Origin of the sequence: Nitrospirillum karajorum (genome assembly GCF_036348415.1) — a bacterium.
Lineage (GTDB): Bacteria > Pseudomonadota > Alphaproteobacteria > Azospirillales > Azospirillaceae > Nitrospirillum > Nitrospirillum amazonense_B.
In genome coordinates this window covers 1,069,482-1,090,883 of sequence record NZ_JAZBQB010000001.1, presented here as the reverse complement: position 1 = coordinate 1,090,883, position 21,402 = coordinate 1,069,482, and the positions used below count along the sequence as shown (strand labels likewise).

General features: G+C 65.0%; 13 protein-coding genes. 7 read left to right on the top strand and 6 right to left on the bottom strand.

Annotation, left to right across the window (positions count from 1 at the left end):
* Positions 1 to 10: 10 nt before the first annotated feature.
* The 4 genes from UCD39_RS04810 (at position 11) to UCD39_RS04795 (ending at position 9,389) form a co-directional block, all read left to right on the top strand.
* Positions 11 to 2,524, top strand: a complete 2,514-nt coding sequence (locus UCD39_RS04810) for a TonB-dependent receptor (RefSeq protein WP_330494938.1) — start codon at positions 11 to 13, stop codon at positions 2,522 to 2,524.
* A gap of 585 nt (positions 2,525 to 3,109) precedes the next feature.
* Complete coding sequence (locus UCD39_RS04805) at positions 3,110 to 6,067, top strand: TonB-dependent receptor domain-containing protein (RefSeq protein ID WP_330494937.1); 2,958 nt, start codon at positions 3,110 to 3,112, stop codon at positions 6,065 to 6,067.
* Between the two features lie 197 nt (positions 6,068 to 6,264).
* Complete coding sequence (locus tag UCD39_RS04800; RefSeq protein WP_330494936.1) at positions 6,265 to 6,807, top strand: hypothetical protein; 543 nt, start codon at positions 6,265 to 6,267, stop codon at positions 6,805 to 6,807.
* A gap of 383 nt (positions 6,808 to 7,190) precedes the next feature.
* Positions 7,191 to 9,389, top strand: coding sequence for a TonB-dependent receptor (locus UCD39_RS04795; protein ID WP_330494935.1), 2,199 nt, complete (start codon positions 7,191 to 7,193; stop codon positions 9,387 to 9,389).
* 60 nt (positions 9,390 to 9,449) lie between these two features.
* Here the strand turns inward: UCD39_RS04795 and UCD39_RS04790 are convergent, their stop codons facing one another.
* From UCD39_RS04790 to UCD39_RS04780, 3 genes are read right to left on the bottom strand one after another with little or no spacing between them, the layout of a single operon-like run.
* Entirely contained in the window at positions 9,450 to 10,961 is a 1,512-nt protein-coding gene (locus UCD39_RS04790) for a DHA2 family efflux MFS transporter permease subunit (protein ID WP_330494934.1), read from the bottom strand.
* Positions 10,962 to 10,973: 12 nt separating this feature from the next.
* Complete coding sequence (locus tag UCD39_RS04785; RefSeq protein WP_330494933.1) at positions 10,974 to 12,179, bottom strand: HlyD family secretion protein; 1,206 nt, start codon at positions 12,177 to 12,179, stop codon at positions 10,974 to 10,976.
* A gap of 30 nt (positions 12,180 to 12,209) precedes the next feature.
* Complete coding sequence (locus UCD39_RS04780) at positions 12,210 to 13,763, bottom strand: efflux transporter outer membrane subunit (protein ID WP_330494932.1); 1,554 nt, start codon at positions 13,761 to 13,763, stop codon at positions 12,210 to 12,212.
* A gap of 198 nt (positions 13,764 to 13,961) precedes the next feature.
* On the opposite strand from UCD39_RS04780, the gene UCD39_RS04775 reads away from it, so the two are divergent.
* A complete protein-coding gene (locus tag UCD39_RS04775) occupies positions 13,962 to 14,576 on the top strand; it encodes a TetR/AcrR family transcriptional regulator (RefSeq protein WP_330494931.1) in 615 nt (204 codons plus the stop codon).
* Between the two features lie 11 nt (positions 14,577 to 14,587).
* On the opposite strand, the gene UCD39_RS04770 is transcribed toward UCD39_RS04775, so the two are convergent.
* Positions 14,588 to 15,838: an aspartyl/asparaginyl beta-hydroxylase domain-containing protein gene (locus UCD39_RS04770; protein WP_330494930.1), complete on the bottom strand. Its 1,251-nt coding sequence runs from the start codon at positions 15,836 to 15,838 to the stop codon at positions 14,588 to 14,590.
* A gap of 473 nt (positions 15,839 to 16,311) precedes the next feature.
* On the opposite strand from UCD39_RS04770, the gene UCD39_RS04765 reads away from it, so the two are divergent.
* Positions 16,312 to 19,224, top strand: a complete 2,913-nt coding sequence (locus UCD39_RS04765; RefSeq protein WP_330494929.1) for a TonB-dependent receptor domain-containing protein — start codon at positions 16,312 to 16,314, stop codon at positions 19,222 to 19,224.
* A 199-nt stretch (positions 19,225 to 19,423) separates the two neighbouring features.
* Entirely contained in the window at positions 19,424 to 20,437 is a 1,014-nt protein-coding gene (locus UCD39_RS04760) for an NADP-dependent oxidoreductase (RefSeq protein ID WP_330494928.1), read from the top strand.
* Positions 20,438 to 20,555: 118 nt separating this feature from the next.
* Here the strand turns inward: UCD39_RS04760 and UCD39_RS04755 are convergent, their stop codons facing one another.
* Positions 20,556 to 20,987, bottom strand: coding sequence for a winged helix DNA-binding protein (locus UCD39_RS04755; RefSeq protein ID WP_330494927.1), 432 nt, complete (start codon positions 20,985 to 20,987; stop codon positions 20,556 to 20,558).
* Positions 20,977 to 21,198 (bottom strand): hypothetical protein, encoded by a 222-nt coding sequence (locus tag UCD39_RS04750; protein ID WP_145734723.1) that lies wholly within the window; start codon positions 21,196 to 21,198, stop codon positions 20,977 to 20,979. Before UCD39_RS04750 ends, UCD39_RS04755 begins: the two co-directional genes overlap by 11 nt.
* Positions 21,199 to 21,402 lie beyond the last annotated feature (204 nt).

Below are 21,402 nucleotides of genomic sequence, written 5' to 3'. Positions count from 1 at the left end.
GGGGCAATCGATGAAGAAGCTTACTCGCGGGATGGCGCCGGCGCGCCGTTATACTTCTTTCCTGAAGCTGGGTACCGGCCTGGTCGCGCTGGCCACCGCCGCCGCCTGGACCGCCCCGGCTCTGGCGCAGTCCACCGCCTCTGAAATGGATGAGGTCGTCATCACCGGCGCGCGCAAGCAGCCCAACATCGGTGGCCTGATTCAAGCCGAGACCGCGCCCAAGTCCAAGTCGACCGTGACCCAGGAATACCTGGCCACGCAGACCGCCGGCCAGAGCGTGCTGGCCAGCCTGAACCTGCTGCCGGGCGTCAACTTCACCAACAACGACGCCTATGGCTCCTCCGGCGGCAACATCCGCATCCGCGGCTTCGACGGCAACCGCGTCTCGCTGACCTTCGACGGCATCCCGCTGAACGACACCGGCAACTACGCCATCTATTCCAACCAGGTCATCGATGAAGAGCTGGTGAACCGCGCCACGGTCAACATCGGCACCACCGACGTCGACAGCCCCACCGCCTCGGCCACCGGCGGCACCATCAACGTCCAGACCCGCAAGCCGCTGGATGAGCTGGGCGTCGAAGGCAAGCTGAGCTTCGGCAGCAACGACTACAAGCGCATCTTCACCGTCCTGGACACCGGCGACTTCGGCCCCGGCAACCGCACCTCTGCCTTCCTGGCCGCGTCCTACCAGGACTACAACAAGTTCAAGGGCTACGGCGAGCTGCAGAAGAAGCAGTTCAACACCCGCATCTACGAAGATCTGGGTGGTGGCGACTTCATCTCCGTCGCGGCGCACTACAACGAGAACCGCAACAACTCGTACATGACGACCAGTCGCGCGAACATCGCCGCGAACTACTTCACCGACTACAACAACACCTGGGTGCCGCAGACGGCCGTCGCCGGTGTCGCTGATCAGACGACGAACGGCAAGGCCAGCACTTCGATCAATGGGATTGACAACAATTATTATAAGGTTCGCGTGAACCCTTCGAATACGGGTAATATCCGAGGCCAATCGCGCTTCCACCTAAGCGACGATGTTATGTTGACCGTCGACCCGTACTTCCAGTACACACTGGCAAACGGCGGTGGCACCAATTATCTGAGCGAAACGGATGCCCGTTTAATTGGCGCTGCGGGCAAAGCCAAGTCGCTGTCTCCTGATGGCGGTACCACGCCGGCTGACAGCGACACCTTGGATAACATCCTTTTTTATGCCCCAAGCAACACCAACACCTTCCGCAGCGGCGTCACGTCCTCGGTGATTTGGGACATCGATGACAACAACCGCCTGCGCATCGGCTACACCCTAGACTACGGCCGGCACCGCCAGACTGGTGACTATTCCTATATTGGCAACGACGGCACGCCCACCGATGTTTTCGGAGGAAAATATTCAGGGCAGGTTTTGGCTGCTGACGGTACCGCGCTGGAGAATCGCAACCGATACTCCATCGCTGAATTGAACCAAGCTTCGCTGGAATACGTGTTCAAGGCGTTCGACCAGAAGCTGACCGTGGTGCCTGCCCTGCGCCTGCCCTACTTCCATCGTGAACTGAACCAGTACTGCTACACCTACACTAGCACCTCTGCCAATGTGGCATCGCTGAGCAGCAACCAGTACTGCACCAGTAACCCGAACATCTCCGCGACAAACTTGTACACCCAAGGCCCTGGCAAAGGTGGCCCTTGGCACGGCACGAAAGATTTCAGTGACGCACTGCCCAGCCTCGGCGTCGTGTACCAGGTCACCCCGGAACACCAGGTCTACTTCCAGTTCTCCGAAGGCTTCTCCGCGCCGCGCACCGACAACCTGTACGGTGTGAAGACCGACCAGCCAGGCATCGTCGATCCAGAAAAGACCTATAACTTCGAGCTGGGTGAGCGCTTCCAGACCAACTGGCTGATGACCTCGGTCAGCGGCTGGTACACCCGTTACATCAACCGCATCGTGTCCGCCCTGGACCCGAACGACGCCAACAACACCATCGACCGCAGCTTGGGCCGCGTCGATCTGTATGGCGCGTCGGCCGAAGCCGGCGCCACTATCACCGACCAGATCAACGTCTACTTCTCGGGTAGCTACACGCACTCCGAGGTCAAGAACAACCTGGCTGGACCGAACAATTACACCTTCAAGACCGCCGGCAAGCAGCTGGTGGACACGCCCGAATGGATGGCCGCCGGCCGCGTCGAGTACAAGCCGCTGGACATCCTGTCGGCCTCCATCGAAGGCAAGTACACCGGCACCCGCGCCGCCACCGACGTGAACGACGAATGGACCACCCCGTTCTTCGTCGCCAACTTCGAGGCGCGCCTGGACCTGCCGGATGCCGGCGGCTTCAAGGGCACCTACCTGCAGTTCAACGTGAACAACCTGTTTGACCGCCGCTACCTGAACACGATCTCGTCCTCCACGACGATCGCTACGGTGGTGGCTGGCAAGTCCCCCAGCCTGCCTTTCTACCTGGTGGGCGCCCCGCGCACGTTCATGGGCACCATCCACACGTCGTTCTAATAAACAGGGTTCTAATAAACCGGGTTCTGATAAACCGGGTTCTGATAAGCCGGGTTCTGATAAGCCGGCGGCCTTCGGGCCGCCGGCCCCAGGTGGGGGCGGTCTTCGGGCCGCCCTTTTTTGTGCCTACAGCCGCGAACGAATGGCCATGCCGGGCCTTGTGGGCGCGTCCGGACGCCCTCTCTTTGTGCAACTCGGTTCGCTGCCCACTGATTCGGCAAACGGGCCGCTGGGCGCCGACGGGGTCGGCGCAGGAGTGCATTTTTCCGCTGTTACGGTTTGATTTTACATTTGCAACAGATGTGTGTCGGGCAACTCATTCTGCTCGGCGGTTATTTTTGTCCAATTTCAACATTTTTGGCGCAAGTTTATCGCTTAAGTGTAACCAAAAAGCTACAGACATGCACGGAATCGGGCAATCGTCCCCTTGGATCGTTGACGCATTGCTAACGTGATCGGAAAACTTCCCCCAAGCCAAACAGAACGCTGGGCAGAGGCGAACTGGGGAGCTGCCGCCTGAGGCCGGACAACACGCCCGGGCGGCGCCGAACGGGGAACAACCAATCCGAAGTGGAGATGGACTACATGAAGGGATTTGAGAGCAGGATCCGTCAGTCGCTGCTGACGGGCGCCGCCATTGGCGTTTGCGCCCTCACGATGTCGACGACGGCGTTCGCCGCGGCGGACGATCTGCAGGAAATCGTCATCACCGGTTCGCGTATTAAGACGGATTCGTCTGCCGGCATCAGCCCGGTGACCGCTGTTAGCAATGAAGAAATCAAGATGCAGGGTGCCACCCGCATCGAAGATGTGCTGAACAACCTGCCGCAGGTGTTCGCCGACCAGGGCAGCGCCATCTCGAACGGCTCCAGCGGCACCGCCACCGTCAACCTGCGTAACTTGGGCGCGAGCCGCACGCTGGTCCTGGTCAACGGCCACCGCATGCCGGCTGGTTCTCCGCTGGAAGTCGCCGCTGACCTTAACGAGATCCCCTCCTCGCTGGTGAAGCGCGTCGACGTGCTGACCGGCGGTGCCTCGGCCGTGTATGGCGCCGACGCCGTGGCCGGTGTCGTCAACTTCGTCATGGACGACAATTTCGAGGGTGCGAAGGCGGAAGTTAACTATAGCTTCTACCAGCACAACAATGACGACACCGCGTCGCAGAACCGCCTGAAGGCGCGTAACTTCACGCAGCCGGACAGCGACGTCACCGACGGCTTCACCCGCACCTACTCGGGTGTGCTGGGTGTGAACACTGCCGACGGCAAGGGCAACATCACCGCCTATTTCGACTACCGCAAGACCCAGCCGGTGCTGCAGGCCAACCGCGATTACAGCGCCTGCGCTATTGCCTTCAACTCGAAGGGCGCGCCGATTTGCGGCGGCTCCGGCACGACCGCTCCAGCGGTGCTGGGCTCGCTGTTCGACACCACGGGCAACCAGGACTACGTCCAGAACATTCCTAACCAGATCGTTCAGGCCGGCGGCGGCATCCGTAATTACAACTCGTCCACGGATGCGTTCAACTACGCTCCTTACAACTACTATCAGCGCCCCGACCAGCGTTACTCTGCGGGTTTCTTCGGTCACTACGACTTCAACCCGCATGTGCAGGTCTACACCGAATTCATGTTCCACGACGACCACACGGTCGCCCAGATCGCGCCCTCGGGTCTGTTCGGCCAAGTGTTCAACATTTCGTGCAGCAACCCCATGCTGTCGGCCGCCCAGGTCAACACCCTCTGCACCTCGCAGGGCCTGACCTCGACCGACAACGCCACCCTGTCCATCCTGCGCCGCAACGTGGAAGGTGGCGGTCGTTACGACGACCTGCGGCACACCTCCTACCGCATGCTGGCCGGCGTGAAGGGCGATCTGTGGGACGGCTGGAGCTACGATGTGTCCGCCCAGCGCAGCACGGTTCTGCTGTCCGAATCCTACCACAACGACTTCTCGTTGAGCCACGCGGCCGATGCGCTGAACGTCGTGACCGACAGCACCGGCGCCCAGGTCTGCGCCAGCGCCACCGCTCGCAACAACGGCTGCGTGCCTTACAACATCTTCGGTACCGGCCCGGTTACGGCCAACGCGCTGAAGTACCTGCAGCTCCCGGGCTTCGAAACCGGCTCCACCAACCAGGACGTCCTGAATGCGTCCTTCAGTGGTGACCTGGGCCGTTATGGCTTCCAAAGCCCGCTGGCCAAGCACGGTGTCGGCGTCGCCTTCGGTGGCGAATACCGCCGTGAAGAGCTGAAGCTGAACGTCGACCAGGAATTCGACAGCGGTGATCTGGCGGGCCAGGGTGGCCCGACGCATTCGGTCAGCGGCGGCTACGATGTCCGTGAAGCCTTCATGGAAGTGAAGATCCCGCTGATCCAGGACAAGCCGTTCTTCTACGACATGAACCTGGAAGGCGGTTACCGCTACTCCGACTACAGCTCCGTCGGCACCACCGACACCTACAAGGTGGGCGGCGACTGGGCCCCGACCGCGGATGTCCGCTTCCGCACCAGCTTCAACCACGCAGTCCGCGCGCCGAACGTCGTTGAACTGTACAAGAACCCCGGCGTCGCCTTGGGCGCCAGCGACGATCCTTGCTCGGGTTCCGACCCGGAGGCTACGCTGGCCCAGTGCATTCGCACCGGTGTGACGGCGGCCCAGTACGGCCACATCACCAACAACTACGCTGGCCAGTACAACACGCTGGAATCGGGAAACACCAATCTGAAGCCGGAGTCCGCCGACACCCTGACCGTTGGTGCGGTGATCACCCCGACCTTCCTGCCCGACCTGACGGTGCAGGTTGACTACTTCCACATCAAGATCGACGACCTGATCGGTTCGTACGGCGGCGACACCACCATGTCGAACTGCCTGACCTCGGGCGACCCGACCTACTGCAGCCTGATCCACCGCGGTGTCGCCGGCACCCTGTGGCTGGGCACCAGCGGTTACATCGTGAACCAGGTACAGAACCTGGGCAGCAATGAGACCTCTGGCATCGACTTCAACGTGAACTACCGCCTTGACCTGGCTGATATCGGCCTGGATAAGGTTGGCGCGTTGAACTTCAACATGGTGGGCACCTACCTGCAGGACTTCGTCGTGAAGACCCTGCCGAACGACCCGACCACCTATGACTGCGCCGGCCTGTACGGCAACAGCTGCGGCACCCCCATGCCGACGTGGCGCCACAAGGCCCGCGTGACCTGGGAAACCCCGTGGAACGCCACCCTGTCGGCAGATTGGCGCCACCTGTCCGGTGTCGTGTATGAGCGGACCACCAGCGATCCCTCTCTGTCCGGGTCGTACAACCCGTTCAATGCCAAGATCCCGAGCTACGATTACTTCGACTTCTCGGCTTCTTACCAGGTGAGCGATTGGCTGACCTTGAGTGGCGGCGTGAACAACGTCTTCGACAAGGATCCGCCGCTGCTGACCACGGCCGTGGGTGGCAGCTCGTTCCTGAACGGCAACACCTATGCTCAGGTGTACGACGCTCTGGGCCGGTACTTCTTCTTCCAAGCCTCCGCCAAGTTCTAATCGAACCCAGGCGTAGCGTTCAGTACAGAGACGGCGGGTCCCTCGGGGCCCGCCGTTTTCTTTTACACTCAAGCGCTTGCGGCAAAGGTGACCGACAGCCGCCCCTATTCCGCCCGGTGTAAAGCCATGGCACACTGACGCCACGGATCACGCACCCGCGCCCTGACCCTTGGGCCCTACCCCTGGAATTCCGGATCATGCCGTTCAAGAACATGCCGCTCATGAAGGCCGCCGCCGCGCTGTCGCTGGCCGTGGCCGTGGCGCCCGCCGCCCCCCGGATGGCCATGGCCGCCGACACGCTGGCCACCTGCCGGGCCATCGGCGACGCCACCCAGCGCCTGGCCTGTTACGACGCCCTGGCGGCCGCCGCGCCGGCGACACCGGTCGCCTCCGCCGCCCCAGCGAACGCCTCGGCGAACGTCCCAGTGGCCGCCCCACCCGTTCCAGAAGATCCGGTGGCCCGCTTCGGCAAGGAGAAATTGCCCCGGACGGAAGAGAAGCGGGCCCAGGAGGATGCGGAGCAAGAGGAGGAGATGCATTCCACCGTGGCTAAGTCCGTCGCCCTGCCCTATCGCATCTTCGCCGTGACGCTGGAAAACGGTCAGACCTGGGTCAGCAAGGAGGCCCTGACCTTCGATCCCAAGCCGGGTGACGAGGTGCGGGTGATGCACGGCCTGCTGGGCAGCTACTCCATGGTGGTGGGCCGCAGCCGGGTGGTGAAGGCCACGCGTATCAACTGACGCGGCGGCGTCACGACAGAATCAGACCAGCGAGGGCGGCCCCGGCCATGGGGACCGCCCTTTTTCATAGCGCGCCCAGCCCAACTCGGACGGAACGCCGCACCAGCGGCGACACGTCCTCTGTTCTCCGATGGCGGACAGCCACCGACCGGCATACCACCCGCGCAGAGGGCGACGCCCCTGATATGCGCGAGACGGCGCCCGGGCTTACCCACAATGTCAAAACCTGACCGTATGGTCAGAAAACCATTGCCGCAACCCCTGGCTGCGCCGATGCTGTCAGCGGCCGGTCACGCCGTACAGGCGGAGCGGTTCCCATAAAAAAGGGCGGAATCCATCGGGCCTGCTTTCGTCAAATCCAATCACGAAAGACGGGGACAACAATGTCGAACAGGGCAGTTCATTCAAAGGGCACTTCTGGAACAAAGACCGGCCGAAAGCTGAAATGCCTGCTGGCGGGCGGCGCGGCACTGGTCATGGCCGCCGGCGCCCAGGCGCAGACCGCGACGAACGCGGACGATACGACCTTTCAGGAAATCGTGGTCACGGCGCGCAAGCGAACGGAAAGCCTCATCGAGACGCCGGCCGCCATTTCCGCCTTCACCGCCGAGGATTTGCAGCAACGGAACATGGAAAACCTGGCGGACGTCGGCAAATACGTCCCCAACTTGGAAATCAACCGCTTCGGCGTCGGCAACCCGGCCCATGCCGCTATTTTCATCCGCGGCATCGGCCTGCAGGACCATATCATCACCACCGACCCGGGCGTGGGCGTCTATGTCGACGGTGTTTATCTGGGCCGGCAGATGGGGGCCAACCTCACCCTCCCCAATATCGAGCGGGTGGAGGTGCTGCGCGGCCCCCAAGGCACACTCTACGGCAAGAACACCATCGGCGGCGCCGTCAACGTCATCACCGCGCAGCCGGGCGATGAACAGGTGACGAAGGCGGATCTGAAGGTGGGGAGCCGCGCCCGGGTGGCGGCCGACGTCTACACCAACACCAGGATCACCGACAAGCTGGCGGTCTCCTTCACCGCCGCCGTGAACCGCCGCGACGGCATCGGCCGGGCCCTGAAGGTGAACGCGCCAGAGGATGTGGGTGAGATCAACGAGGTGTCGGGCCGTGCCGCCGCGAAGCTGCAGGCGTCGGAGACCTTCTCCCTGCTGCTGACGCTGGATGCCATGAACGGCATCTATGGCAAGACGCCCACCACCATGGAGGTGAACAACCCCAACGCCTTCTTCACGGGCACGCTGGGCCTGAGCGAACGCCTGCTGCCCGCCAACCCGGACGACAGCAATTCCAACCACCCGGAACTGTTCAAGCAGACCATCCGCAACCGGGGCGCCTCACTGACCGCCAACTGGGAGCTGAACGACAACCTGACGGCCAAGGTGCTGGGCGGCTTCCGTTATACCCATTACACGGGCGGTCTGGATGACGACCAGACCTACCTTGATCTGGAATCGTACCCGGAACGCGGCTTCGCCCGGCAATATTCGGTGGAGCCGCAGTTGAACGGCGAATACGGCAAGCTGGACTTCGTGGTCGGCGCCTACGCCAGCGACGAACAGGGCAACACCAATTCCGGCCCCACCGTCTACATCAGCCCCAGCGGCTATTTCGACATCAAGCAGACGACCAGCAGTTACGCGGTGTACGCCCATGCCGGCTATATGATCCTGGACGACTTGAAACTGTCGGCCGGGGCCCGCTATTCCGACGACCACAAGAACGCCAGCGCCCAGTTCGACAGCTGGACCGACCCGTCGCGGGTTTACCGCAGCCAGTCATGGAGCGCCACCACCTGGGACGTGTCGGCGACCTACGACATCCGTAAATCCTTAAGCGCCTACGCCACCATTTCGCGCGGCTACCAAAGCGGCGGGTTCCCGCCCCGACCGTTCAACGGGCCCAGCTACTTCACCGCCTTCAACCCCACCTTCGCCACCAATTATGAGACGGGCATCAAGGGCGTCTTCTTCGACCTGCTGCAAATGAACGTCTCGGGCTTCTACACCGAATATACCGACCTGCCCCTGGAGGTGTCGCAACCGTCGGCCAGCGGCTTCAACACCCGCATCGAAAGCGCCGGCCAGTCGGAGGCCAAGGGCGTCGAGGTGGAGGGGACCCTGAAGCTGAGCAAGGCTTTCGATATCCAGACCTCCGTCGGCTTCATCGATGCCCGCATCACAGCGGTACCGGGAGACGCCACCGCCATCAAGGTGGGCTTCATCCCGGCCTTGACGCCGCAATGGACCCTGTCGGTGGCGCCGCAATACCACCTGTTCCTGGACAGCGGCACCATCGACGCCCGCATCGACTACTCCTACCGCGGCAAGGAATACGGGCAGGCGGCCAATGACGCCTATAATCTGATCAAGTCCCGCAGCCTGGTTGGCTTCAACATCGCCTATACGCCGGCCCACGGAAGCTGGACGGCCGCCGTGTATGGCGAGAACATCTTCAACAAGCGCTATGACGTGGGCCGGTTGGACGACGCCTTCGCCGGCTTCACCGAAATCATCCGCAACAATGACCGCAGCGAGTTCGGTGTGAAGGCATCCTATACTTTCTGACCCCCAGCCGCTCAATGCTGTGGGCCCCGCCTGGCGTCACGCCGGGCGGGGCCGTTCCGGTCAGTGCACGCCGGTGGTGTCCGCCACCCGCGTCGGCTTGGGCGCCAGCCAGATCACCAGGGCCGACAGGGCGAAGGCGACGGCCACCCCCAGGAAAATCTGGTTCGTCGCCAGCATGACCCCCTGGCCCTGGACCAGGCTGTCCAACTGGTGGATGGACAGGCCATCGCCAATCAGGCCGGGCCGCAGCAGGTCCACGAGTTCGGCCCGGTTGCGGGTGGCGCCATCCTCCCACAGCGTATTGACGAGGGAGGTGGCGAAGGCACCGGACAGGGTCCGCAGGAAGTTCATGAGGCCGGCGGCGGACGCGGTCTCCTCCACATTCACGCTGGCCAGCGCCAGCCCGGTCAGGGGCACGAAGAAGAAGGGCATGCCCAGCCCCTGCATCAGCAGCGGCAGGGAAATCTGCCCATAGGTCATGTCGGGGGTCGAGCCGCTGCGATAGAGGGTGACGCCCGCCAGCCACATGAGCCCGAAGAAGACCAGGGGCCGGGGATCGACCTTGGCCGACATATTGGCCACCATCGGCGCCGCCATGACCGCCAGCACCCCGGTGGCCGCCGTGGCATAGCCCGCCCAGGTGGCGGTGTAGCCCATATTGCTCTGCAGCCACAGCGGCGTCAGGACGGTGGCCCCGAAAAAGGCGCCGAAGCCCAGGCTGATGGTCAGCACCGCCATGGCGAAGCCGCGATGGCGGAAGACCTTCAGGTCCACCACCGGATGCGCCTCCGTCAGTTCCCAGATGAGGAAGGCGGCCAGGCCAATGACGGCGACGATGGCCAAAGCCACGATGGTGGAAGAGGAGAACCAGTCCAGGTCCTTGCCCTCGTCCAGCATGATCTGCAAGGCGCCCACCCAGACGATCAGCAGGATCAGGCCCACGAGGTCGAAGCGGGGACGGACCGTCGCCGTCTCGAAACTTTTCAGCAAGCCCCAGCAGGCAACCGCGCAGATGAGGGCGATGGGCACGTTGATGTAGAAGATGAAGGGCCAGCCCCAGTTATCGCACAGGGTGCCGCCCAGGATGGGCCCCAGGATGGGCGCCACCAGGGTGGTCATGGCCCAGATGCCCATGGCGGCGGGCGCTTTCTCCTTGGGAAAAACGCGCAGCAGCAGGGTCTGCGACAGGGGCATCAGCGGCCCGCCGGCCAAGCCCTGCAACACCCGGAACAGAACCAGCATGCCCAGCGACTGGGCGAAGCCGCAGAGGGCGGAGCAGATGCCGAAGCCCAGCATGGCGGTGACGAAGGTGCGCACGGTGCCGAAGCGCCCCGCCAGCCAGCCGGTCAGCGGCACGGTCACCGCCTCCGCCACGGAATAGGAGGTGATGACGAAGGTGCCCTGGCTGGAGGACACGGCCAAACCGCCGGCGATATTGGGCACCGACACGTTGGCGATGGTGGTGTCCAGCACCACCAGGAAGTTGGCGGCGGCCAACAACAGCGCCGCCACCGCCAGCTGCCCGCCGGCCAGGGTCTTGGGCGCGTCGGCCCCGGGAACAGCGCTGCTCATGGCAATGCCCCCTCAGTGCGTCTTGGGGACCGCCGCCGACGGGGTGTCGGTGGCGCCGGCCGTATCGATGGTCACGTTCATGGACAGGCCGACGCGCAGGGGATGCACGGCCAGTTCATTGGGATCCAGCGTGATGCGCACCGGCACGCGCTGGACCACCTTGATCCAGTTGCCGGTGGCGTTCTGCGCCGGGATAACGGCGAAGGCGGAGCCGGTGCCGCCGGCCAGGCCGGCCACCTGGCCATGGAAGGTGACATCGCCGCCGTAGAGGTCGGCCGTCAGCTCCACCGGCTGGCCGGGGCGCACATGGGCCAGCTGCACCTCCTTGAAATTGGCGTCGACATACGCCTGCCCGACAGGCACCACGCTCATCAGCACGCTGTCGGCCTTGATACGCTGACCCACCTGCACCTGGCGGCGGGCGACGACGCCGTCGAAGGGCGCCCGCACCACGGTGCGGCCCAGGTCCACCTGGGCCTGGTCCACCTTGGCGCGGGCGGCCATGACCTCGGGATTGGTGGCCACGTCGCTGTCGGCGATCAGCACCGTGTTGACCTTTTGCGAGCCCTGGGCGGCGGCGCGGTTGGCCGCGGCCTGCGCCCGGGTGGCCTTGGCCACGGCCAGGTTGGCCGTGGCGGTGGCGAAGGCGTTCTGAGCGCTGGTCAGCTCATCACCCGACACCGCGCCGGAGGCGGCCAGCGCCTTGCGCCGTTCCAGGTCAATCCGGGCCTTGTCGAAATCGGCCTGGGCGGAGGTCAGTTGCGCCTCGGCCCGGACGCTGTCGGCGTCGCGCGCCGCCACCTGGGCCGCCAACGCGCCCTCGTTGGCGAAATACCCCCGGACCCGGCGTTCCGCCTGGCCCAGCTGCGCCTGTGCCTGGGCCAGGGCGATGCGGGTGTCGGTGTCGTCGATGACCACCAGCACGTCGCCCTTCTTCACCGCCTGGGTATCCACCACCGGCACGGCCCGGACGGTGCCGTCGACGGACGACGTGACCTCGGCCGCGTCGGCGTTGACATAGGCGTTGTCGGTGGAGACATAGCGACCGCCCATCACCAGGCGGTAACCGCCATACCCCAGTCCCGCCAGCAGGACAACGGCACCCAAGCCGGCGAACAGCCGGGTTCGCGTCGACGGGCCTTTCGGCGCCGGCGCCAGGACATGGACGGAGGAGGGTTCGGTCGCCCCGGCGACGGGGGAGCGGGAGGGTGTGGACATGGAAACGATCCTTGGGAACGGGCGGGCAGGTCAGCGGGCGGCGATGGTTGGGGCAGCCGGGGTTGGGGCAGCCGGGGTTGGGGCAGCCGGGGTTTGGACAGCAGTGGTTTGGACAGCCGGGGTGGCGGACTGGTAGCCGCCGCCCAGCGCGCGGACGAGGGACACGTCCAGCGTGAAGGCGCGGGCCTGCAAATCCGCCAGGGCGCGCCGGTCGGTGATCAGCGTGTCCTCCGCCGTCAGCACATCGAGGTAGGTGGACAGCTTGCCTTCGTACCGGGCGGTGGCGATGCGGTACGCGTCGGCCGCGGCGGTCAACGCGTCGCGGGCATGGCTCAGGCGTTCCTCCAGCGCGCGGGTGCTGGCGGCGGCATCGGCCACGTCCTGCAGCGCCTTGGCGACGGTGTTGTCATAGTCGGCGACGGCGGCGTCATAATCCGCCCGCGCGCCCCGGTACTGGGCGGCCAGCGAGCCACCATCGAACAGGGGAAGGCTGATGGCGGGGCCGACGCTGCCGATGGTGGCGCCGGACTTGGTCAAGGCGTTCAGGCCCAGGGTCTGGAACCCGAAATACGCGGACAGGTTCACGTTAGGATAGAAGGATGCCTTGGCCACGTCGATCCGCTTGGCCTCCGCCTCCACCTTGAGCCGGGCGGCGACCACGTCGGGGCGGCGGCCCAGAAGGTCGGCGGCCAGCGTCGCCGGCAGGCCGAATGCCTTGAGACGGGCCTGGGCGGGTGGCTGGATGGCCAGGCCCCGGTCGGGCCCCGCCCCGATCAGCGCGGCCAGCCGGTTGCGGGTCAGGGCGATGGCCTCATCCTCCGCCGCCAAGTCCCCCCGGGCGGCGGCCTCGCGCGCCTCGGCCTGACGCACGGCACCCAGGGTTTCCAAGCCGTTGTCCCGGCGCTGGCGGGTCAGGTTGGCGCTGCGCGCCCGCACGTCCACCGCCTCCGCGGCGGCGTCACGGTCGGCCACCTGCTGCGCCAGGTCGGCGTAGGCCGCGGCGATGCTGGCCGACAGGGTCAGGCGGGCCTGCGCCAGTTCCGCCCGCGCCTCCTCCGCCTCGGACGTGGCGGCGGCCAGGCTGGCCCGGTTCTTCCCCCAGAAGTCGAAATCGTAGCTGAGGTCCAGGGTGCCGCGCGGCACCTCATGATAGCCCTTGGGCACAAAGGCGGGCGGGAACAGGTAGCGGTAGCTTTGCTTGTCTTCCGTCACCTGGGCGTTGGCCGTGAGGTGCGGCAGCAGGGCTGAGTCGGCCTGGTCGGCCAGCGCCTCGGCCTTGCGCAGCCGTGCCGCCGCCGCCGCCAAGTCCGGCGCCCCGGCCAAACCCTCATCGATCAGGGCATTCAGTTGGGGATCGCCATAGGCCGTCCACCACCGGTCCTGCGGCCACTGGGCGGTGGCTTCGGACGCGGGGGTGGCGAAACTGGCCTGGGTGGCGAAGCTGGCGGCATCGCGCGGCGCCGGCGCGGGCCCGACATCGGGCACCCAGGCGCAGGCGGCCGGCACCAGCAGGGCGGTGGACACCAACAGCCGGGCGCCCAGCCGCCGCAGCGGACGGAAGGAAGAAAAGGCAGGGGCGGACATGGACAACCTTATCGGCATAAATGAACCGTACGGTACGGTTTATACTTGCACCCAGAGCCCGTCAAGCCATAAATGTACCGTACGGTTTAGTTATAGACGATTGCGTCTTGCCGCCCACGCATCGCCCAGGCATGGTCGCCGCCAATGACCGGAGCCACGGGCCGCAAGAACCGGCAGAGCCTTGAGGAAACGCGCATTATGAAGGTGAAGACCGAAGCCCGCCGCCGGGCCATCCTGGATGCGGCCAGCGCCCTGTTTCAGGAGGTGGGCTTCGCCGCCGCCTCCATGTCGGGCTTGGCGGCGCGCGTGGGGGGGTCGAAGGCTACGCTGTACAGTTACTTCCCCTCAAAGGAGGAACTGTTCGTCGCGGTCATGGCCCACGCCGCCGGCGAGATGAAGCAAGGCTCGTTCGGAGCGCTGAATCCCGACCGCGACCCCCGAGACGTGCTGGGCCGATTCGGTCGCATCTATTTGCGCTTCATCCTGTCACCCTGGGCGATATCCACCCGCCGCATCGCGGTGGCGGAGGCGGCACGGTCCAACGTGGGACGCTTGCTGTACGAGAACGGCCCCAAGGTGGGTTGGTCGCAGTTCGCCACCTACCTGACCGCCCTGATGGAACGGGGACGGTTGCGCCCCACCGATGCCAGCCTGGCTGCGGCCCATTTCCGCGGCCTGCTGGAGGCCGAGCATGTGGAGCCGTTCCTGCTGGGCGCCAAGGAGGCGCCGGAGGACGCGGCCATCGACGCGGCGGCCGACGCGGCCGTGGACGTGTTCCTGCGGGCCTACGCCCCCGAGGCGGGGACCCGCTAGGAGTTACCGCCCTACAGGCTGGAGAACCCGCCCGCCGACTGGACGGATGGCGTCAGCGGCGCGGCGCCGAAGCCCCCGGCGGACGCCGGCTGTTGAGTCTGGAAGTCGTCCATCGCCGCCATGACATGGGCGATGAAGTCACGCTCCGCCGCGGAAAGGCGCGGGCTCCAGATATCGAAGATCATGACCACGCGCACCTGATCGCTATCGTTCCAGGCTTCATGCTCAATGGTGTCGTCGAAAGCCCAGCCCACGCCCACCTTCCATTCGCGGGTCTGGTTGCCCACGCGGAAGCCGCAGCCGGGCGGAACCACCAGCGGCAGGTGCACCACCAGCCGGGTGTTGGCCACGCCCGTGTGCGGCGGGATGCGGGTGCGGGGCTTCAGCACCGAGAACATGGCCGCCGGGGAGCGGCGGATCATGCGCGGTTGCGGCATCTGCTCCAGCACCGCCATGGTCTTGGGACAGCGGTCGGCGTTGCCCGGCACCGGCAGGCCATGCTGCAGCAGGTGAAAGGCGCTCCACCGGGGTGAGCGGTTCAATTCCGCCCATTGGTCCAGCGGCAGGCCGTCGCGGTAGTCAATATAGGGCACGAAGGCGTCGGCCAGCGCCTCTTCCGCCAGCACCGCCGCCAACTCCGCCTGGATGTCGGCGGTCCCGGCCTCCAGCGTGGGTAGCCAGGGGCATTCCTCGCGGTCGTAGAACTCGATCGCGGGCAGGTCGGGATAATGATAGTGCGTCGGCTGCTGGGTATAGACCTTGCGCCGTCCCAATACCTGGTCAACGAAGAAGGCCATGCGGCGGGCGTCGACGCTGCCGCCCCGCGCGGCCCCCTGGTCCACCACCGGCCGCAGGAAATCGGCCATGTCCTGGACATGGGCGGCGTGGGCCTTGCGCGCCTGGTCCAAGGCCCGCTGAGTTGGCGGGTCCAGGTTCTGTTGCGCCTCACCCATGGCGACCGCCACGCCATAGGCCTCACCCGCCGCGCGCTTGCGGCCCAGCGCCTGCAACAACGACGCCCGCATCAGCAGGGCCATGAACTGGCGGGGTTCCAGCGTCAGCACGTGCTCCACCGCCGCCAGCGCATCGCCATGCCTGCCCATGGCGCGGCGGGCCGCCGCCAGGTTCAGCCACAGCGACAGTTCCCGGGGGTGTTGGCGCAGCGCCTCCTCCAGGATGGCGTGCGCCTCCGCGTAATTGCCTGATTTCATGGCCGCCATGGCGGCCGCATTCGACCGCTGGGCTTGGGCATCAGGCTGCATCGTTACTCCCCGTTATCAGCGTGCTTTCCCGCGCCATGGCAGCACAACTCCGGTCACATTGCTAGGGATCTGAATACTAACCATTTGGAAACGCACTCAAATGCACCATGTTTGTGCAATTACCCAACGAAGGCGCGCGATACTGCATTTAATAATGGGCACGATGTACAAATATATCTGTAACGAGTTACGAAGCAGTTACCAAAATCATGGTGCGTTATTAATATTAAGTGTCACTGAAACGTGACATTGGCTCGTCATATGCGGCGATATTATCGCCTTTAGTTGACGCTCGTTTTTCACTCCTCAAAAACTCTGCTCCAAGCGATCCGACGGGTCCGTGTCCTTATTCGGCGCGGCATTACCGGCGTGACCGTCAAGACGCTGTTTCAGGCAGTTCGGTGGAGATGAGACAAGTGAAGAAAATTACGAACCGGGGACGGTTGCTCACGTCAACCACGCTGAGGGGGACCATGCTGGTCGGCTCCATGGCCATGGCGGTGATGGCGATGGCGGCGGGATCCGCCGCCGCCGCGGATGACGATTTGCAGGAGATCGTGGTCACGGGCTCGCGCATCAAGCAGGCGGCGAACCTGACCAGCGACAGCCCGCTGACGACGGTCACCGACACGGAAATGAAGCTGCAGGGCACGACCAACATCGAGACCCTGCTGAACCGCCTGCCCGGCGTCACCGCCGACCAGACGCAGGGTGTGTCCAACGGCGCCAGCGGCACGGCCACCATCAACCTGCGCAACCTGGGCGCCTCACGCACCCTGGTGCTGATCGACGGCCGGCGCATGGTGGGCGGCGACCCCAGCTATCCCTACGCCGACGTCAACTTCATCCCGGCCGCGCTGGTGGACAGCGTGGACGTGGTGACGGGCGGTGCCTCGGCGGTCTATGGCTCCGACGCCGTGGCCGGCGTCGTGAACTTCAAGATGAAGCGCGATTTCGAGGGCGTTAAGGTCGATTACCAGCTGTCGGCCGCGCAGCACGACAACAACAACAAGGAAGCGCAGACAGCGCTGAAGAACTTCGGCGTGAGCGTGCCGGGCAGCCAGTTCGACGGCTTCGTGCGCGACAGTTCCTTCATCATCGGCGCCAACGCGCCCAACAACCGCGGCAACGTCACGGCCTATGCCACCTACCGCTGGACGGAGCCGGTGAAGCAGTCCAGCCGCGACTGGTCCGCCTGCTCCCTTTCCGTCTCGGGCGACGACAACGACAGCCATGTCTGCCAGGGTTCCAGCAACAACACGTATGGCCGCTTCCGCACCAACGGGTCGGGCACCGGCCTGTCGCTGAACCCGGACGGGTCGTCCACCTTCGTGCCCTACACCAACGCCTTGTCCTACAACTACGGGCCTTACAACTACCTGCAGCGTCAGGATGAGCGGTACACGGGCGGCGCCTTTGCCCACTATGAGATCAGCCCCGCGTTCGACGTCTACACCGACTTCATGTTCATGACCGACCACACCCGGGCCCAGATCGCCCCGTCGGCCATCTTCAATTCGGCGCTGTACAACATCAACTGCGACAATCCGCTGATGTCGGCGTCGGAAGCGACGGCGCTGTGCGGCAGCAACGCCGGCACCAGCGCCAACTGGTCGGGCACCATCGGCCTGCGCTTCAGCGGGTCGGGCATGGAGCGCTACGACGACATCCGCCACACCGATTACCGCTATGTCATCGGCACCAAGGGCGACCTGGGCGGCGGCTGGAGCTACGACGTTTCCGCCCAGCATTCCGAGGTGATCTACACCGAGCATTACGAGAACGACGTTTCCATCTCCAAGGTCCAGAAGGCCCTGAACGTCGTGAACGTGAACGGGGTCGCCACCTGCCAGTCGGTCGTCGACGGCACCGATCTGAACTGCGTGCCGCTGAACATCTTCTCGCTGAACGGCATCAGCAGCGACGCCTGGAACTACATCAAGACCACCTCCTTCAAGGAGGGTAACGTCACCCAGGACGTGGTCAGCGGCTCCGTCACCGGCGACTTCGGCCAATTCGGCGCGCAGAGCCCGCTGGCCAAGAACCCCGTCGCCATCGCCTTCGGCACCGAATACCGCAAGGAAGGCCTGAACCTGAAGGTGGACGAGGAGAACTCCTCGGGCGACCTGGCCGGTTCCGGCGGCGCCACCCAGAACTCCAGCGGTTCCTATGATGTGAAGGAACTTTACGGCGAACTGCGCGTGCCGCTGATCGAGGGCCGCGAATGGGCCAAGTCCCTGGTCCTGGATGCCGGCTACCGCTGGTCGGACTACAGCTCGTCCGGCACCGTGGACAGCTGGAAGACCAGCCTGACCTATGCCCCGGTGTCCGATGTCAGCTTCCGCGGCGGCTTCAACCGCGCCGTCCGCGCGCCCAGCATCCTGGAACTCTATTCCACCCAGACCGTCGGCCTGACCTCCGCCTCCGACCCCTGCGCGGGCTCCAGCCCGTCGGCCTCGCTGGCCCAGTGCGCCCGTACCGGCGTCACCGCCGCCCAGTACGGCACCATCGCGGAATGCACCTCCTCACAGTGCAACGTGCTGAGCGGCGGCAATACCGCGCTGAAGCCCGAAACGGCCGACACCTGGACCATCGGCACGGTGATCACGCCGACCTTCATGCGCAACTTCTCGGCCACCATCGATTATTTCGACATCCGCGTGACCGACCTGATCAGCACCCTGTCGGTGTCGTCCATCCTGAACCAATGCCTGAACACTGGCGATAGCTACTACTGCGGCCTGGTGCACCGCGCCAGCAACGGCAGCCTGGCGCTGACCGGCGGCTACATCATCGATACCGAGCTGAACACCGGTTACCTGAACGAGCAGGGCGTGGACATCGGCCTGAACTATCTGCTGGACCTGGAAGACCTGAACGTGAAGGACCGCGGTTCCGTGCTGTTCAACTTCAACGGCACGTGGATGGCCAACTATCTGGTGCAGCAGCAGCCGGGTGAAAGCGCCTTCAACTGCAAGGGCCTGTTCGGCGTGACCTGCGGCCAGCCCACCCCCATGTGGCGCCACACCATGCGCGTCACCTGGCAGACGCCGTGGAACTTCGACCTGTCGGGCAACTGGCGGTACATCGGTGGCGTGAAGCTGGACCAGAACACCAGCAACGCCCTGCTGTCCGGCGACTACGACAAGGCCGACGGCCGTATCAATTCCTACAGCTACTTCGACATCGCCATGTCGGCCACCCTGTATGACCACTACACGGTCCGCTTTGGCGTGAACAACCTGTTCGACAAGGACCCGCCCATCCTGGACAGCAACGTCTACGGCATCTCGGGCACGTCGAACTACGGCAACGGCAACACCTTCCCCGGCATTTACGACACCTTGGGCCGGACCTTCTTCCTGGGCGTCACCGCCGACTTCTGATCGGCGGCATCTGCGAGCGAAAGCGTTGGAGCGGCGGGTCCCGGACCCGCCGTTTTCCTTTGTTGGCAATATGTTGTGCAAAATAAAATTGTATCGATGGTTTTCGATATACCGGTTCCGCCCGCTTGGCGGTAGGCTGCGTCCCGCGTCAGCCAAGGCCGGGGCACGCCGGCCCTTCGATACCGGGAGAAATCCGCCCATGAGCACGCCCACCAATCACCAGATCCGCCTGGCGGCCCGCCCCGTCGGCCTGCCCAAGGACGGCGACTGGCAGCGCACGGAAGAACCGGCGCGCCCGCCGGCCGAGGGCGAGGTGCTGGTGCAGACCCTGTACCTGTCGCTGGACCCGGCCATGCGCGGCTGGATGAACGAGGGCAAGTCCTACATCCCGCCCGTGGGCCTGGGCGAGGTCATGCGTGCCGGCGGCATCGGCCGCGTGGTGGCCAGCGCCGCCCCCGGCCTGGCCGTCGGGGACCATGTCAGCGGCGCCCTGGGCGTGCAGGAGTACGCGACCCTGCCGGCCAAGGCCCTGACCAAGGTGGATCCCACCCTGGCCCCCCTGCCCGTCCACCTGAGTGCCCTGGGCATGCCGGGCATGACCGCCTATTTCGGCCTGCTGGACGTGGGCCAGCCCAAGCCGGGCGACACGGTGGTGGTGTCCGCCGCCACGGGCGCCGTGGGCGCGGTGGTGGGGCAGATCGCCAAGATCAAGGGATGCCGCACCGTCGCCATCGCCGGTGGCCCGGAGAAGTGCCGCTACGCCGTGGAGACGTTGGGCTACGACGCCGCCATCGACTATAAGGCCGGCGACATCCGCCAGGAATTGCGCACCCACTGCCCCAGCGGCGTGGACGTCTATTTCGACAATGTCGGCGGCGACATCCTGGAGGCGGTGCTGGCGCAGCTGGCGCGCAAGGCCCGCATCGTCGTGTGCGGCGCCATCTCGCAATACAACAACACCACGGCGGTGAAGGGGCCGGCGAACTATCTGTCGCTGCTGGTCAACCGCGCCCGCATGGAGGGCATGGTGGTGTTCGATTACGCCGATCGCTATCCGCTGGCGGTGTCCGACATCGGCACCTGGATCAAGGAAGGCCGGCTGGTCAGTCGCGAGGATATCGCGACGGGAGGCGTGGACGCCTTCCCCGCCACCCTGCTGAAGCTTTTCAGCGGGGAGAACTTCGGCAAGCTGGTGTTGAAGGTCGCTGACTGACCCATGGCGTGGACGGGCAAGACCCTTCCACACCACTGGCCGCGCGGCCAACCGATGCAGCCAACCGATAAGGAACGCGCCCCGGCGACCAAGCGCCGCCGGGGACCGCGGCTCAGGCTCAGGCCGTGGCGGACGCCCAGGAGGTGCTGGCCGGCGAACGGCTGGCGGACGGGGCGTCGTCGCCATCATCGATGATGGGAACGGCCTGGAGGACGATGCTGTTCAGCGTCCGGCACAAAGACCGTCCGCGTTCGGTCAGGTGCAGGGTGCGGACACGGTTGTCATGGTGCAGGGTGCGCGCCTCCACCAGATCCGAGGCGCGGTTGCCGAACCCCGTGGAGAGGCGGGCCACGATGCGGGAGACGGTGTGCGGCTGCGCCCGCAGCAGCAGGCCCAGTTCCCGCAGGCTGATGCCCTCGTTCTCACAAATGTAGAGGAAGCCGCAGGCCTCCTGCAGCGAGAACTGTTCATCCACCGCCCGCATGGCTTCCAAGGTCGCCAGGGGCGCGCTGCGCTGCCGGTGGCGGCCGTCGTTCTGATCAGCTGTCATAGTGATGCATGTTCCCCGTGTTGGACGCCAGGCGCAGGGACGGCCGCACCTGGGACGCCGCGCGCTGCTTCACCTGCGAAAACGTGAGGTTGGCCTGAGGATACGTGGTCATGATCGGCTCAAAGAGACGACGGATGTTCGCCTGGTGATCACCGGCCGCCACGAAGTCCTCGGCTTCCACTTCAATGACGATGACGCTTTTGATCTTCATGTCTGCAAACCCACTTGTTTGGTCGGCCCCCGTAGCCCTGGGTCGCGCGTCCTGGACAGGAGGCGCCCACAGGCTTGGGGGCGGAACCGCCCGACACCGCCATTCCACACCCGCCGGCTGGTTCCGCGCGCTGTCGGCGGGAAGGGAACCGCCGACAGTTGCGAAATCAACTTAGGCCATTGCAGAAATGGCACTCACTATCGC

Bases quoted from the DNA above. Each gene is read 5' to 3' on its own strand.
- UCD39_RS04805 (WP_330494937.1), top strand. From the start codon at position 3,110: ATGAAGGGATTTGAGAGCAGGATCCGTCAGTCGCTGCTGACGGGCGCC.
- UCD39_RS04765 (WP_330494929.1), top strand. From the start codon at position 16,312: ATGCTGGTCGGCTCCATGGCCATGGCGGTGATGGCGATGGCGGCGGGA.
- UCD39_RS04810 (WP_330494938.1), top strand. From the start codon at position 11: ATGAAGAAGCTTACTCGCGGGATGGCGCCGGCGCGCCGTTATACTTCT.
- UCD39_RS04795 (WP_330494935.1), top strand. From the start codon at position 7,191: ATGTCGAACAGGGCAGTTCATTCAAAGGGCACTTCTGGAACAAAGACC.
- UCD39_RS04775 (WP_330494931.1), top strand. From the start codon at position 13,962: ATGAAGGTGAAGACCGAAGCCCGCCGCCGGGCCATCCTGGATGCGGCC.
- UCD39_RS04750 (WP_145734723.1), bottom strand. From the start codon at position 21,198: ATGAAGATCAAAAGCGTCATCGTCATTGAAGTGGAAGCCGAGGACTTC.
- UCD39_RS04760 (WP_330494928.1), top strand. From the start codon at position 19,424: ATGAGCACGCCCACCAATCACCAGATCCGCCTGGCGGCCCGCCCCGTC.
- UCD39_RS04770 (WP_330494930.1), bottom strand. From the start codon at position 15,838: ATGCAGCCTGATGCCCAAGCCCAGCGGTCGAATGCGGCCGCCATGGCG.
- UCD39_RS04800 (WP_330494936.1), top strand. From the start codon at position 6,265: ATGCCGTTCAAGAACATGCCGCTCATGAAGGCCGCCGCCGCGCTGTCG.
- UCD39_RS04790 (WP_330494934.1), bottom strand. From the start codon at position 10,961: ATGAGCAGCGCTGTTCCCGGGGCCGACGCGCCCAAGACCCTGGCCGGC.
- UCD39_RS04785 (WP_330494933.1), bottom strand. From the start codon at position 12,179: ATGTCCACACCCTCCCGCTCCCCCGTCGCCGGGGCGACCGAACCCTCC.
- UCD39_RS04780 (WP_330494932.1), bottom strand. From the start codon at position 13,763: ATGTCCGCCCCTGCCTTTTCTTCCTTCCGTCCGCTGCGGCGGCTGGGC.
- UCD39_RS04755 (WP_330494927.1), bottom strand. From the start codon at position 20,987: ATGACAGCTGATCAGAACGACGGCCGCCACCGGCAGCGCAGCGCGCCC.